12 protein-coding genes are annotated in these 13,743 nt (G+C 45.9%); 5 read left to right on the top strand and 7 right to left on the bottom strand.

What is annotated here, in order from left to right:
• Positions 1-45: 45 nt before the first annotated feature.
• Together C7460_RS01355 and C7460_RS01350 are read right to left on the bottom strand one after the other, a co-directional pair.
• A complete protein-coding gene (locus tag C7460_RS01355) occupies positions 46-1,920 on the bottom strand; it encodes a histidine kinase dimerization/phosphoacceptor domain -containing protein (protein ID WP_115866258.1) in 1,875 nt (624 codons plus the stop codon).
• Between the two features lie 197 nt (positions 1,921-2,117).
• On the bottom strand, positions 2,118-5,180 hold the full coding sequence (locus C7460_RS01350; RefSeq protein WP_115866257.1) for a histidine kinase dimerization/phosphoacceptor domain -containing protein: 3,063 nt from the start codon (positions 5,178-5,180) through the stop codon (positions 2,118-2,120).
• Positions 5,181-5,460: 280 nt separating this feature from the next.
• Between C7460_RS01350 and C7460_RS01345 the strand changes: the two genes are divergently transcribed.
• Positions 5,461-6,174 (top strand): tRNA1(Val) (adenine(37)-N6)-methyltransferase, encoded by a 714-nt coding sequence (locus C7460_RS01345; RefSeq protein WP_115866256.1) that lies wholly within the window; start codon positions 5,461-5,463, stop codon positions 6,172-6,174.
• Between the two features lie 42 nt (positions 6,175-6,216).
• Here the strand turns inward: C7460_RS01345 and C7460_RS01340 are convergent, their stop codons facing one another.
• The 4 genes from C7460_RS01340 to ubiE form a co-directional block, all read right to left on the bottom strand.
• Complete coding sequence (locus C7460_RS01340; protein ID WP_115866255.1) at positions 6,217-7,554, bottom strand: saccharopine dehydrogenase family protein; 1,338 nt, start codon at positions 7,552-7,554, stop codon at positions 6,217-6,219.
• Between the two features lie 73 nt (positions 7,555-7,627).
• On the bottom strand, positions 7,628-8,377 hold the full coding sequence (locus C7460_RS01335; protein WP_115866254.1) for an SDR family NAD(P)-dependent oxidoreductase: 750 nt from the start codon (positions 8,375-8,377) through the stop codon (positions 7,628-7,630).
• Positions 8,374-9,078 carry a type IX secretion/gliding motility protein PorT/SprT gene (gene porT / locus C7460_RS01330; protein WP_221409418.1) on the bottom strand — a complete coding sequence of 235 codons (705 nt, stop codon included), beginning with the start codon at positions 9,076-9,078 and terminating at the stop codon, positions 8,374-8,376. Before porT ends, C7460_RS01335 begins: the two co-directional genes overlap by 4 nt.
• A gap of 23 nt (positions 9,079-9,101) precedes the next feature.
• Positions 9,102-9,824: a bifunctional demethylmenaquinone methyltransferase/2-methoxy-6-polyprenyl-1,4-benzoquinol methylase UbiE gene (gene ubiE / locus C7460_RS01325; RefSeq protein WP_115866252.1), complete on the bottom strand. Its 723-nt coding sequence runs from the start codon at positions 9,822-9,824 to the stop codon at positions 9,102-9,104.
• A 242-nt stretch (positions 9,825-10,066) separates the two neighbouring features.
• On the opposite strand from ubiE, the gene yihA reads away from it, so the two are divergent.
• The 4 genes from yihA to C7460_RS01305 all read left to right on the top strand — a co-directional run bounded on the left by yihA (position 10,067) and on the right by C7460_RS01305 (position 12,007).
• Positions 10,067-10,672, top strand: a complete 606-nt coding sequence (gene yihA, locus C7460_RS01320) for a ribosome biogenesis GTP-binding protein YihA/YsxC (RefSeq protein ID WP_115866251.1) — start codon at positions 10,067-10,069, stop codon at positions 10,670-10,672.
• A 69-nt stretch (positions 10,673-10,741) separates the two neighbouring features.
• Entirely contained in the window at positions 10,742-11,185 is a 444-nt protein-coding gene (locus C7460_RS01315) for a DUF5606 family protein (protein WP_115866250.1), read from the top strand.
• A gap of 6 nt (positions 11,186-11,191) precedes the next feature.
• Complete coding sequence (locus C7460_RS01310) at positions 11,192-11,632, top strand: acyl-CoA thioesterase (RefSeq protein WP_115866249.1); 441 nt, start codon at positions 11,192-11,194, stop codon at positions 11,630-11,632.
• 45 nt (positions 11,633-11,677) lie between these two features.
• On the top strand, positions 11,678-12,007 hold the full coding sequence (locus C7460_RS01305; protein WP_115866248.1) for a hypothetical protein: 330 nt from the start codon (positions 11,678-11,680) through the stop codon (positions 12,005-12,007).
• A 718-nt stretch (positions 12,008-12,725) separates the two neighbouring features.
• On the opposite strand, the gene fbp is transcribed toward C7460_RS01305, so the two are convergent.
• A complete protein-coding gene (gene fbp, locus C7460_RS01300) occupies positions 12,726-13,733 on the bottom strand; it encodes a class 1 fructose-bisphosphatase (protein WP_115866247.1) in 1,008 nt (335 codons plus the stop codon).
• Between the last annotated feature and the right edge of the window lie 10 nt (positions 13,734-13,743).

The following is a 13,743-nucleotide window of genomic DNA, read 5'->3' as shown; positions in this document are numbered from 1 at the left end:
TCAGAATTATTGTGGCGAATGCCAGAGTATCTGGGGTGAACAGCATCATGCGGCAAAATTTAGCTTAAACTCGGTGCCTTTTTTGGCATGGATCTCGAAGGAGCCTTCCAATTGATTGCTCAGCATATTGACGAGGCGCAGCCCCAGTGAGCGTGTTTTTCGAATATCTATTTCTTCAGGAAGTCCTTTGCCATTATCTGCTATGCGCAGTACAAACTCCTCTCCCTGCTTTTTCAGGGAAATCGAAAATACGCCCGAATCTTTGTCTGCAAAGGCATATTTAAAGGCGTTGGTGGCCAGCTCATTGACGATGAGGCCGAGCGGCACCGCCACTTCCACATCAAAGTGAATGTCCTCTGCCTCTACCTGTAAGTTTACCTTGTCTCCATCGGATCCAAACGAATGTTTGATTTCCGTGAGCAGTTCATTGAGGTATTCACCAAAGGGAATGCTCTTGAGGTCTTCATTTTCGTACAGTTTTTGGTGAATTAGTGCCATAGATCGTACACGTCCCTGGCCATCTTCCAGTACTTTCTTAAAATCTTCGTTTTCAAACTTACCTGACTGCAGGTATAGCAGACTGGCGATGATCTGCAGGTTGTTTTTTACGCGATGGTGGATCTCTTTGAGCAGCGACTCGCGCTCTTCCAGAGATTTGGAAATGATCGCGTTTTGCTGTTCGATTTTTTGGTTGGATTCTCGTTTTTCGAGGTAGTATTTTGTAATGAGCCCAGTGATGCAAAGCAAAGCCCCCAGCCCGCCAAGCAGTGCATATTGAATTTGGTTTTGAGACTTGATCTCAGTTTCCTGCAGATCGATGCGGATGTCTTTTTTTTCTGATTCGTACTCTGCTGTGAGCCGGGCCATGTGCTCTTTGTTATTTTTCGCTGCTATGGAGTCATTGAGCGGGATAAACTTTTTGAGGCTTTGATAGGCGGCCACAAAATCCCCCTTGGCTTCATAGATGGGGGCAAGTAATTCATGCAAATAGCTCTGGTAATGAGTGATCTGGTGTGTGTCGAAGGTGCGTAGCGACGCTTCCAGATAGGGAAGGGCTTCGTCATTTTTGTTTTCTTCGGCCAGGATCTTGCCCAGATCCATGAGGAAAAAAGCCGCTTCTACGTCATTCAGCCGTTCAGCTATGGCTAGTCCCTGCGTTAAATATTTTTTAGCTTCTTCATTGTTGTTGGTGCGCATGTATCCCTGCCCGAGTCCCTGTAGGGCTTTCATTTGCCAAAACTCTGGTAGCTGTAGCGAATGCTCATAGGCACGTTGGAAAAAATAAATGCTGCTGTCGGGTCGGTTAGCTTTTAGGTGTGCTTTGGCTATTTGGTCCAGGGTCGGGAGGATGCTGGAGGGGTCATTGATGGATTCGAAGATCCGTAGTGCGCGAGTGTAGTGTCTAATGGCACGTTCGGTGTCCCCTAATTCGTTGTACATCATGCCCTGGTAGTTTAGGCTGTGGCCAGTACGCTTAGATAGGCCTAATTCCTCCCAAATTTTGGAAGCTTCTGTTTCGTAGTTTAGGGCTTTTTCAAAGCTGCGCATGCCAAAGTGTATTTTGGCGATCTCCTGATGCAACGTGCCAATGTAAAGGGTATGGTCATACTTTTCGGCTACTGCCAGTGCCTCCAGATAGAGCTCAATGGCTTCTATTTGATGTACATTCATAAATGCCAATAGGCCGGAACTTACCAGATGAGGCAGTTCTGCTGACTGATAGCCTTCATTGATGAGCTGTTCGGCAGTGCTTTTTATTTGTAGAAAAACACCTCGGTCATAGCCGAAATTGTCCTCAAAGTAATTGAGAATAAACTGGTTAAGAGAATCTACTTCTACCTGCTTGTTTTGATGAGGTGGAATGGTAGGTTCGCAGGCCATACAGGCGGCAAAAGCCAATATGGATAGGTACTTGTACATTCTAGCTTAGTTGGTGGTACGCTAAACTACAACGATCATTACAAAAGAACTCAATGATTTTCGATGAAGCAGTAGTTTTTCCAGAGCGCCGTATAGTGCCGGTTTATGCTATGTTGCACTCTGGTAAATAGTGGCCGATTGTTCATGGTGGAGGTTTCCGTAAAAGTGAAGAGCGTGCTTCTTGGGGTAAATGAATGTTAGGCTGCAAATTCGAGTTCGAAGTGCGTACCTGCTTTAGATTCGATCTTAAAATCCCCTTCCAATTGTGTGCTGAGCATTTTGACCAGGCGCAGACCTAGTGATTTGGTTTTTCTGATATCAATCTCCTCGGGAAGCCCACGGCCATTATCGCTTATTTGCAAGACAAATTTGTCAGCACTTTTTCGCTGGAGCGAGATGCTAAACCTGCCCTGTTCGTGCTCGTGAAATGCATATTTGAAGGCGTTGGTGGCAAGCTCATTGACGATCAGCCCCAGAGGTACGGCCATTTCCACATCAAAATAAATGTTTTCGGATTCCACTTCCACTTCTATATTGCTAGCCTGAGCTCCAAAAGAAGCTTTGATTTCTCCTAATAGTTGGTCGAGGTACTCGCCAAAGGGGATGCTTTTGAGGTCTTCGTTTTCGTAGAGCTTTTGGTGGATGAGTGCCATAGATCTCACTCGCCCTTGTCCCTCTTCCAGTACTTTCTTGAAGTCCGCATTTTCAAATATCCCAGACTGAAGGTAGAGGAGGCTGGCGATGATCTGGAGGTTGTTTTTTACCCGGTGGTGAATCTCTTTCAGGAGCGATTCACGCTCCTGCAAGGCTTTTTCTATGGTGGTTTTTTGTTCCAGTATTTCGGAGGTACGCTCAGAAATAATGCCTTCTAGTCTTACATTTTCAGCCTTGAGCCTGCGGCCATTGAGGTGAATCAGGCCGTAGATAAATCCACCAAAAAGCAACGTGTAAAACCCATAAGCCCAGGCTGTTTGGTGCCAGGGGGGAGTGATGGTGAAATTGTACCTGCCTACTTTGCTTTCTTCACCAAAGCCATTTTTTGCTTTCACCAAAAATGAATAACTCCCGGCCGGAAGGTTGGTGTATTCCTTTTCGGTTTTTTGTGTCCATTCGGACCAGTCACTGTCAAATCCCAGCAGTTGGGTGCTGTAGGAGCGTTTTGCCGGGTTTTTGTAATAAGGGCACGCATATTGAATTCTTAGGTTGTTTTGGTGCGGGTTTAGCATAAGGTCCGCCTCCTGCTCGAAGCCCCAATTGCCAGAAGATGTTTGGTGCATGCCACTAAATACTACACTGTCTGTGCCCGCCGTAAGGGTGATTCTCCGGATGGTGGCAGGAAACCGAATGGCAGTATGGTTTTGTTGCTCAGGAGCTATTATCCCTATGCTTTCTGAAGCCCCAATGATGAGTTCACCAGCGGCAGTGGCATGAAGCGGCACACTCTCTGCAGGCAATACCTGACCCATTTTTTGGATAGATAGAACTTTTTTATTGGTGACGTCATAGGTGATGAAGTCTTTATTTGGACTGTAGTATTTGATTATTCCATAAGCTAGTCGATGACTTCTAGGGTCGCTGGTTTTTTTGATTTCTGCTGGAAGGGTGGCATACGGCTGAAACTGCTTCGATGAAGGCTGATATTCATAAAAAGTGCCACTTGGATGATGGTAAACAAGGCTCGCGACAACCTCTAAAAACTCAATATCATCTGTAGGGAGGCCATCTTGGGTTCCGTGAATTCTGATGTCATAGATGCTATCATAGGCTGGTGATAGCTGAAAGCTATAGAGTGAGTGGTGCCCAATAGCCCAAATCCTATCGTTTTGGGTGTTGTATTGCAAGTCAAAAGTCTGAATGGGCAAGTCATCATGCTTCAGGGTGTTGGTATGTTTCCAGCTTTTGCCCGTATCACGAAATACTTCCAGACTTTCGCCAGCATTACCGGTGGTTATGGCCACTTTGCCACTGTCTAGCGTAAGAAAAAGGCTTGCTCCCACTCTCCCGGTATATAAAATCTCATATTGATTGTCGATGACCTGCCCAATAGACTGATAGCCTCGAGCCAGAATAGTGGAGCCCCCCGGTACCATGTCGTCCACATAAATGTCAGAGCCTGCTATTTTTTCAAACTTAATATCGGACGCATTTTTTAGGGATGACCTCTCAGGTCTCAAACATCTGTGGATACCTGTGGTAGAACCAAAATAGAGGTAGTTTTCATCTTCTGCCGCTGAGACCACATAGCCAGAAACATTGTGTTGTGCGTTGTAATACGTAATTGAAGACTCCAGGTCAATGACAAAACAACCCATGTTAGAACCTACCCACAGGTTGTTTTCTGCATCCAAAAAGGACTGAAAAGTACCTTCACAGAGGCCATTTTGCTCGTTGAGGTGCAAGATGGTGTTCCAGTCATTGTCAACTATACGTACGCCTCCTGTTAGATAGTTGATAGCAAAATAATCTTTGCTCAGACGGGTGATGCGGTACGGTAGCTTGTCTTTAAAAAATGGATCTCCACCGTATGGGATTGTGTAAGAAGTGTCAGATTGGTAGAGAATCAGCTCATGACTACTGGCATTTACTCCTATGATTGTGCTGTCAGGCATTTTTACAAAATCAGCCATTCGTATTTTTTCAAACGGTGCGCGGTGAGGTGCAAGCTGTATTTGTTCATCTACTATCGTACAAAGACCTTTATTTTCCTGAAAAAAATACGGTTGTTCGTTTAGCGTAAAGCTCGTGAAGTTTCTGCCATCTTCCTTGAGGATGGTCAGTTCGTTGCGGACTTCATCATAGCTGTAGATCTCTGTGATGCCAAAGAAGTACACCTTAGTACCTATTATTTCGATGGTGTTCATGGCGCCAATATTGGTGTCTTTGGGAAGTAGGTCTTGAAACGCATGGTATGCCATATGGCCAGAGCTGTCAGGTGCCAAATACCCTGCTACGTTTACACCAGAGACATATATTCTGCCTTGGTTGTTCTTTTTAAACCTTCTCGGGATATACTTTCTGTCTCTGAAAAGGGTGCGCCAGGTTTCTCCATCGTACTCGTGAATGCCATAAGAAGCGGCCAGGTAAATGAGGCCACGGTCGTCTTGGGCTATGTCCCACACCTGATCAAATCCACCATAGTCCACACCTTTGAAGTTGTGGATGGGAGGGACACCTGTTTGATTGATTGTCAGCTTTGGATTTTGCCCAAACAGCAGAACACAAAAAAACAGGAAAACGGGTGCGGTAAATAGGCGGATCATAGCGAGTGACTTAAAAGAAGCCAGCCGAAAATTCGGCTGGCCATAGTTAGCGGTGATTTGATGGTCAAAGCAATAGGTTCAACCAATAGTGAATGCACTTGCTTCGACAGACTGTTTGACATTGGTTTGGAACCGAAAGTCCAAAGAGTAAAAATGTATAAAGGAAGGAAGTGAGTCTAATTTTTGTGGTAAACACCTAGATTTTTGTGGTGTTTGACTTGTGCCTTTGATTTCCGTCTGGCTATTCTAGCTTTGCCATTGTAAAAGCAGATGTCTGACCATGCCAAATTCTTATTTTCAGTTCAAACAGTTTAGGATAGAGCAGGGGGGTACAGCTATGAAGGTTACTACCGAAGGGTGTGTCCTCGGAGCGTGGGTTAGTAAGGTAGCGGTGGGCAGTGGCAATGTGCTAGACATAGGCGCAGGTACGGGGCTGCTCAGCCTCATGGTGGCCCAGAAACTGCCAGATGTGGAAGTGCATGCTGTAGAACTGGATGCGACAGCTGCAGAGCAGGCTCGTCAAAATTTTGAGGCCAGTCCATGGAACGATCGATTGGTATTACACGAAGGTCCTGTTCAGGATCAGGTTTTTGCAGATGCTTTTGAGCTAATCATCTCTAACCCACCATTTTTTAACGACTCTCTGCGCTCACCGCAGGAGGCTATCAACCTCGCCCGACATGATAGCTCTTTAAGTCAAACGGACCTACTTACCGCCATCAGCCGGCTGCTGTCCAGTACAGGTACGGCTTTTGTACTTTATCCAGAGCGCGAAGCATTGCGCTTTGCTGAGCTGGCCGTGCAGCAGGGGTTTTTCGTGTGCGCCAGACTGGATATTTACAATAGTCCCGGCTCTAAAAAACTGCGAACTATTGTTGGTCTTTCCAAAGCCAACCGCCCGATGCACCAGGCGGCCTTGCACATCAAATCTCCCACTGGTGGATATACCATGGACTTTGTAGCCCTGCTAAAGGATTATTATTTGCATTTATAAATGGAGCGTGCTGTTTATTCCAGACACGCTACCACAGCATTCCTACTGAATCGATTCCTCCATTTTTCGCTCAGAAAACTCAAAACCCATAGCATCCAACTCGGCAAGGATGGGTTCGTACAATTCCTTTTTGGTAGGTATGTGCACACCACTGAGGTTGATTTTGCCTTGAAGTAGTAGTTTGGCGGCAATGCCCAGCGGCAACCCTACTGTTTTCGCCATAGCGGTGTTTACACTGTCATCTCCTACTGCGATCATGTTGGACTGAATTTCGCGAGGTTCACCGTTTTCCAGGTAGTTAAACTTGTGCCACATCACGATCATGTCCCGGTCTGAGGGATCAAGCGACCATTTTTTCTTGAGAATATGCTCAAGGATTTGGGCAGGAGTGCCTTTTGAGAGCCCCACGGGCTCATCGGTAAACAAGCCGAGCCATTGCAGCTTATACATCTCCTCAGACTCCATGCCGATGTTTACATAATGAGCCAGCTTGAGCTCTACAGAGTCGTGAGGGTTATATCGCAAAAAAGAATTGATGAACTGGCGATGGGTGAGCTGGCTCACATTTTCCATTTCATAAGAGTCATCAGTGGCGCCTAGCTGTACGAAGATGTTCCAGGCTTTGCAAAATCCCGGCCTTCTAAGCGTGCCACGATAGAGCGTGCGAATGCCGCGCAAGCCATAGAGGTCCTGATATTTTAATGAGTCTCTGTTGGCATAGCCTTCAAAATACCCATGCCCGGGAATATAGATTACCTCTGTGCGGTCAAACAACCGATGATAGGGAATGTATTTATACCTGCCTTCCTGGATGAATTTTACCGTGCCCGTTCCGGCCATTACGATGTTTCGCGGATTCCAGGTAAACTTGTATTGCCAGGGATTGGACTGATGGGTGTCTTCGGCTAAAAGTCCGCCTGTAAAGGTCTCAAATCCAACGAGCTCATGACCTTCGCTTTTAATGCGGTCCAGCACCTGCATGGCGGACATGTGATCGATGCCTGGGTCTAGCCCCAGCTCCATGATACAAGCCGCTCCTCGCTTTTCAAATTCCCCGCTGAGGGTTTTGATATCATCGGCCAGGTAAGATGCCGTAAGTAAGTGTTTGCCTTCCTGGGCACAGATTTTGGCTACATGCACATGTAAGCTTGCAGGTAGCATGCTGATGACCAGGTCCATTTTTTTGATTTGTGTGGTGCTAGATTCAGTATTGTAAATGTCAAACGCTACACAAGCTGCTTCGGGGAATTTTTGCTGGGCGAGCTGCAAGTCCTTTTCGCCGATGGTTACAGACCAATGCTCATTGGTGGCGTTTTCGAGTAAGTAGGAAATCAAGGCAGTAGAAGACCTGCCAGCTCCTAGCACAAGTATTTGTTTCATACAAAGTTGAGTGGGTTAGGGTAATGTTGTTTCTACAAACCTAACGATACCTGCGGCATTGACAAGCACAGAGTCAGGCTTTCTTGTGCACCATGGTGGATGTAGCCTGAGCGGTAGGTAGTATGAGCACATCTGCGATATTTACATGGGCTGGAGCCAAAGCAATATATCGGATGGTGTCCGCTATATCTTCCGCACTCAGTGGTGTGAAGCCTTCGTATACTTTGTCTGCTTTGGTTTTGTCACCCTTAAAACGAACCTCCGAAAATTCGGTGTTCACCAGTCCGGGTTTTACTTCAGATACTTTGATGCCATGTGTGTGCAAATCCTGGCGCATGCCTTTGCTGATAGCGTCCACCGCATGCTTGGAGGCGTTGTACACGTTTCCTTTTGGGTACACATCTACGCCCGCTATGGAGCCTATGTTGATGATGTGGCCAGATTTATTAGCGATCATGTGAGGGAGTACAGCTTTGCTTACATAGAGCAACCCTTTCACATTGATGTCGATCATAGCATCCCAATCTGCAATATCACCTTCATGAATAAAACTCAGCCCATGAGCATTCCCCGCATTGTTGATGAGCAGGTCTATTGCTTTCCATTCTTCGGGTAGTCCATCGATCGCAGCAAAAACGGCAGCCTGATCCCGTACATCGAAGCTCAGCGTTTTTACATCAGTAGGAAGGTTGCTTTGTAATTCTTGCAGCCTGTCTGCTCTGCGTCCACAAATGATTAGCCGATAGTGAGCGGCCAGCAGGTTGGCTGTGGCTTTTCCTATGCCACTGGTGGCTCCGGAAATGAGTGCTATGGGCTTGCTCATCGCTTTTTCTTTTTGCGTTGGTTGTTTTTTAGGTAGGAGGGACCTCCCTCAAAGGTGATGTAAAATGAAATGTTCTGATACGTCAGTTTTTTTAGCGGCTGGTCATAGCTGTTTACATCATCGGTGAGCATGTTTCTCAATCCCCATGAATAGCGCACCTCTGGTGAAAACTTAAATAGCGGAAAATACAAGTCAAAGCCTACGCCAGCATCTATAGAGGCATTCCAGTTGCGTAGCTCCAGTCGTTCTCTGGTGTCTAGTTCATCGCCCTTTCCTGAGGCCTCCAGTGCCGGGCTTATGCCACCAGTGACGTACATAGCGATATTGCCTCTTCGGGCAGATTTGTATTTGAGCATTAGTGGTAGCTCCACCAGAGTGGCGTCTTTCAGTTCTCTATGGCTGGTACCATCGGTATAGCGGTACGTCAGGTCTTGCTCATAAAACCCCACGGTGGGTAGCACCCTAAAGCTAAGGTATTGGAGTAGGTTCATGTCTACTACAAAACCCACCTTCCAGCCGGGCAGGTGTCCCGGTACCACAGAGTGGAGCGAGTCCATTTCAGGCCTCGCAAAGTCGTCTGAGTACTGGATGCGGTAGCGGGAGTTGTGTATGCCCATCAGAAATCCGTAGTGGATCCACTGTGCATCATAGTCTCCCAGGTTTTCCTTTGGGTCATTTTGAGCCTGCCCGGGCAGTGCCATGGCCGTCAGGAGGAGGAAAACGATTATTTGGTACCTATATAAATAGAGCTTATTCCGAGGGTGAGTGGTTTGCATTGAGTGTTTTTAAAACCGACCTTTTCTAAAATTTGTAAGAAACTCTCGCCATCTGGAAACTGCCGTACAGATTCGGGTAGATAAGTATAAGCAGCCTGATCCTTGGATATTGTATTGCCTATTTTAGGCAAAACCCATTTAAAATAAAAATTGTATAACTGCTTGAATGGGAACGATTTCGGTTTGCTAAACTCCAGAATCACGACCTTTCCACCCGGACGAATGACACGTTGCATGTCCGCCAGACCCTTTTCTAGATTTTCGAAGTTTCTCACGCCAAAAGAAACGATCACAGCGTCGAATTTATTGTCTTCAAACTGCAGTGCCTCTGAGTCGCCAGAGAGTAGCTCTATACGATCATCCATTCCTTTTCGCTTCATCTTCTCACGGCCCACGGCCAGCATGCCTTCGGAGATATCTACCCCTGTGACTTTGTCAGGGTTGAGGGCCAGAGCCTCTATGGCAAAGTCTCCAGTGCCAGTAGCTATGTCCAGAATCTGCTTGGGGTGGTCTTTCTTGAGCTGACGGATGGCCTTTTTGCGCCATAGAATGTCTATTCCCAGGCTTAAAAAGTGATTGAGGAAATCATATTTGCCACTAATGTTGTCAAACATGGAGGCAACCTGCTGTTTCTTGCTGCCCTGCTTATCTTTGTACGGAACTACGGTCATATCTGCTTGCAAAATTAATCCATAAACCCTGCGTTTTAGGGGAATGTTAAAAATTATTACGTGAATAGTCCGAGAGATAGCGGCCACATGCGAGTTACGCGTGTGGACCAAGGTCTCTTCTGTGACCGCCACAGCACTGCAGATTTACGTGAGTTTTGGCGGCACTTTCCGGTAGAGGCGGGGAGGGCTAGACACCTCGAGAGGTTACAATACCCTATATCAGCATAAGAAAGCAATAATACATGAAGCCAATAAAAACAGCTGAGTTTGTAAAAAGCAGCTCCAAAGTAGAAGAATGTCCTGAAGGTAACCTGCCCGAGTACGCCTTTATAGGGCGCTCCAATGTGGGGAAGTCTTCACTGATCAACTTGCTCACAAACCATGGTAAACTAGCCAAGGTGTCCAGTAAGCCTGGAAAAACACAGCTCATCAATCATTTTTTGATCGATAAGGAATGGTACCTGGTAGACTTGCCGGGCTACGGCTGGGCCAAAGTGAGTAAGTCGCAGCAAGCCGCCTGGAAGAAGATGATAGCACGCTACTTTGAGACACGAGAAAACTTAACCAACGTCTTTGTGCTTATCGATTCCCGTCATGAGCCCCAGCGTAATGATTTAGATTTTGTCAATTCCCTGGGAAAAGCAGGCTTGCCTATTGCGCTGATTTTTACCAAAGTTGATAAAAATGGTATGCCCAAATCGCAATCCAATGCGGCGATGTTTTTACGAGCACTCAAAAAAGACTGGGCAGAGGTGCCTCCACATTTTATGACATCTACAGTGACGGGCTATGGCAAAGACGATGTGGTTAGATTTATACGAGACATAAATCAGCAGATATCGCAGTAGAGGTTTTGCGATTGGTACTCAAACGCTATTTTTGTCCCCCTTAACCACAAGACAATAATCAAATAAAACATGGAATTTAGTGAAGTAGCAGCCGTTTCTGGCAAAGGAGGCCTTTTTAAAGTAGTATCTCCTACACGTACCGGAGTGATTTTGGAGGCGTTGGATGGCTCAAAGAAAAAAATGATTGCCAACATGCAGTCAAAAGTTTCCATTCTTTCAGATATCAGTATCTACACTACAGACGAAGAAGGTGCTGTGCCTTTGGAGGATGTGATGCAAAAAATTCATCAAGAATTTAATGGAGACACAGGCTTGAGTGCTACTTCTGATCCAGACGAACTGAAGGCGTTTTTGAAGTTTGTGCTGCCAGAGTATGACGAATCTCGCGTGTATGTTTCGGATATCAAGAAACTCGTGACCTGGTACAATACCATCGCAGCTACGCTCCCTGAACTTTTGGAAAAGAAAGAAGCTAAAGACGACAGTAAGGAAGAGCAGAGCTCGGATAAATAGTCTCAAATGGAACCGTATAAACAACATTTTCAGGTGATCTGGGCAGATCTGGACCCCAATGCCCATATGCGCCATACAGCTTATAATGACTATGCAGCTCAGGTACGAGTAGGTTTGTTTGATGAGCTGGGGTTGCCACTCAAAGATCTCGTAGCATCTGGGTATGGTCCGGTGCTATTTCATGAAGACACTACCTTCAAGCGAGAGGTTTTTATGAACGAGCATATCACCGTAGACTGTGCGGCACTGAGCTTTAGAAAAGATCTCAAGGTTTGGAAGTTTCGTCAGCAAATTTGGAAAGCTGACGAATCGCTGGCCTGCACGGTGATTGCTACCGGAGCATTTATGAGTTTAAAAGAGCGAAAAGTGGTGGTGCCTCCTCAGCAGATCATAGATATGCTAGAGCGTATACCCAAAACAGGGGATTTTCACTGGTTAGAAAAATAGCTTCGAATCGGAACGGTATTTTTAGATAGAATGTATTGATAGTGTATGTCTCAACCAGACGAAATCAAACTGGCTAAAGGGAGTCTGTCCCTGATTCAAAAGGATCTAAAACTGAATGAATCGTGTGACCTGGAAGGTGTCGAAAACCCGTTTAAGGTGTTGAGACAATTTCTCAAAAAGCGTGTGCAGTACCTGTTAGATCATGATTTTGGTCATCTGCTCAATGCCATGTACCGCATAGATATTCCAGAACCCAAGCTGAGAAGAATTCTGGATCAGGCAGATCCTGAATGCCTGGCCGATGAAATCTCCGAGGCGATCATAGAGCGCGAACGGGCCAAAATGGTTACTCGTTTGCGTTATTCGTCACGCTGAAATGAGGGAAGATTTCCCATACATAAAAAAAATGAAAAAATCTTATACCCAAAATTGGGTATTTTCAGAAACGGTTCTTACATTTGAGTATTAGTTAATCATTATGGCGGTGAATGCCCCGTAGCTCTTTGGGTTGCGGGGCTTCTTTTTTTATAAGCATTGACTTTTTATAGCTGCCTCATTCTCCCCCAAATTAAATTTCATTTTGTCCTTCCCAGGATGAGCAGATACAAGTGATAGGCCATTTGATCCGTAAAGCCAATGGAGGATGAATCAATCAACAGTAAAACCAAAGCAGGACTAAACCCTGGTCTGTTTACTTCACCTGGGATTACAGTCATTCAGGTAAAGTGCAATTAGGATTATCATTTATCATTGTAAACCATTATTAGAATTAAGTAAAAACCTGTCAAGTAATTTTAGGACGGGTCCTTTAGCAGTGATTCAAATTGGCTTTGCAGGCATCTTACTGGTCTTTGCAGACTTTATGGCGGTTATTGCAACCGTCAGATAGGTCTTTGCATACACCAAAGCTGTAATTGCAGTCATAATAGCATTCATTGCAGCCATTTGATCGGTTCTTGCAGGCTTCTGAGTAGTCTTTGCAGGTCCTCAGGTAGGTCTTGCAATGATTGAAGTGGTCTTTGTAAGTAGATTGCAAAAAAAACCTCATACTGATGGCTCAGCATGAGGTTCGCATTTCCTTTTATTAATGGGCCTATGAAGCTTCTTCTGCTTGTCCGCAAAATTCAAGTGCTTTTTCCACCATTTTCTTGGAGCCAATATAAAGCGGGGCACGCTGATGAAAGGTTTCTGGCTGAATTTCCAAAATTCGCTGCTTGCCATCGGTAGCTATACCTCCGGCCTGTTCGGCAATAAACGCGAGCGCATTGCATTCGTAGAGCAGCCTTAGTTTACCTTCAGGTACTTTCTCAGTGCTCGGGTACAGGTAGATTCCCCCTTTGAGCATGTTGCGGTGATAGTCCGCCACCAGGGAGCCTATGTACCGTGCAGTAAGGCCTTCTTCCTTGCACCAGGTGATGTAGTCACGCACACCCTGATCAAACTGACACCAGCTTCCCTCATTGATGGAGTAGATGTTTCCATCTTCAGGGCAAACCATATTAGTGTGCGACAGTACAAACTCACCCAACGATGGCTCCAGGGTAAAGCCATGCACACCGTGGCCTGTGGTGTAGACTAGCATTGTAGAGGATCCGTATAAAATGTAGCCGGCAGCTACCTGCTTGGTGCCAGGCTGTAATACGTCTTCTTTTTTCACAGGGCCACCTGTAGGTGTTACTCGTCGGTAGATCGAGAAAATAGTACCGATGGACACATTCACGTCGATGTTTGATGAGCCATCTAAGGGGTCAATAGCTACGATGTAGCGGCAGTTCTGATCCAAATGGATGATCTCTTCGTCTTCTTCACTGATTACAGCACATACCTGTCCGCCATTTCTCAGTGCCCGGGTAAAGCGAATATTAGCGATGACATCCAGCTTTTGCTGGTCTTCGCCCTGCACATTTTTTGCACCGTACGCACCAGCAATATCCAGTAGTCCAGATTTGTTTACTTCTCTATTGATGATCTTGCCAGCCAGAGCGATATCCCGTAGGAGCTGAGACAGCTCTCCGGTAGCATATTCAAACTCATCCTGTTTTTTCTTGATAAAGCGATCAAGGGTCGTCCCGATCGGTAGGCCTAGACTATTTTTGTTCATAAGATAAGAA

Source organism: Marinoscillum furvescens DSM 4134 (assembly GCF_003386095.1).
Taxonomy (GTDB): Bacteria; Bacteroidota; Bacteroidia; order Cytophagales; family Cyclobacteriaceae; genus Marinoscillum; species Marinoscillum furvescens.
The sequence above is the reverse complement of the archived record's forward strand: the minus strand, read 5'-3'. Positions and strand labels throughout refer to the sequence as shown.

Coding starts and splice junctions, on each gene's coding strand:
- C7460_RS01355 (WP_115866258.1), bottom strand. CDS start 1,920: ATGTACAAGTACCTATCCATATTGGCTTTTGCCGCCTGTATGGCCTGC.
- C7460_RS01350 (WP_115866257.1), bottom strand. CDS start 5,180: ATGATCCGCCTATTTACCGCACCCGTTTTCCTGTTTTTTTGTGTTCTG.
- C7460_RS01345 (WP_115866256.1), top strand. CDS start 5,461: ATGCCAAATTCTTATTTTCAGTTCAAACAGTTTAGGATAGAGCAGGGG.
- C7460_RS01340 (WP_115866255.1), bottom strand. CDS start 7,554: ATGAAACAAATACTTGTGCTAGGAGCTGGCAGGTCTTCTACTGCCTTG.
- C7460_RS01335 (WP_115866254.1), bottom strand. CDS start 8,377: ATGAGCAAGCCCATAGCACTCATTTCCGGAGCCACCAGTGGCATAGGA.
- porT (WP_221409418.1), bottom strand. CDS start 9,078: ATGGCACTGCCCGGGCAGGCTCAAAATGACCCAAAGGAAAACCTGGGA.
- ubiE (WP_115866252.1), bottom strand. CDS start 9,824: ATGACCGTAGTTCCGTACAAAGATAAGCAGGGCAGCAAGAAACAGCAG.
- yihA (WP_115866251.1), top strand. CDS start 10,067: ATGAAGCCAATAAAAACAGCTGAGTTTGTAAAAAGCAGCTCCAAAGTA.
- C7460_RS01315 (WP_115866250.1), top strand. CDS start 10,742: ATGGAATTTAGTGAAGTAGCAGCCGTTTCTGGCAAAGGAGGCCTTTTT.
- C7460_RS01310 (WP_115866249.1), top strand. CDS start 11,192: ATGGAACCGTATAAACAACATTTTCAGGTGATCTGGGCAGATCTGGAC.
- C7460_RS01305 (WP_115866248.1), top strand. CDS start 11,678: ATGTCTCAACCAGACGAAATCAAACTGGCTAAAGGGAGTCTGTCCCTG.
- fbp (WP_115866247.1), bottom strand. CDS start 13,733: ATGAACAAAAATAGTCTAGGCCTACCGATCGGGACGACCCTTGATCGC.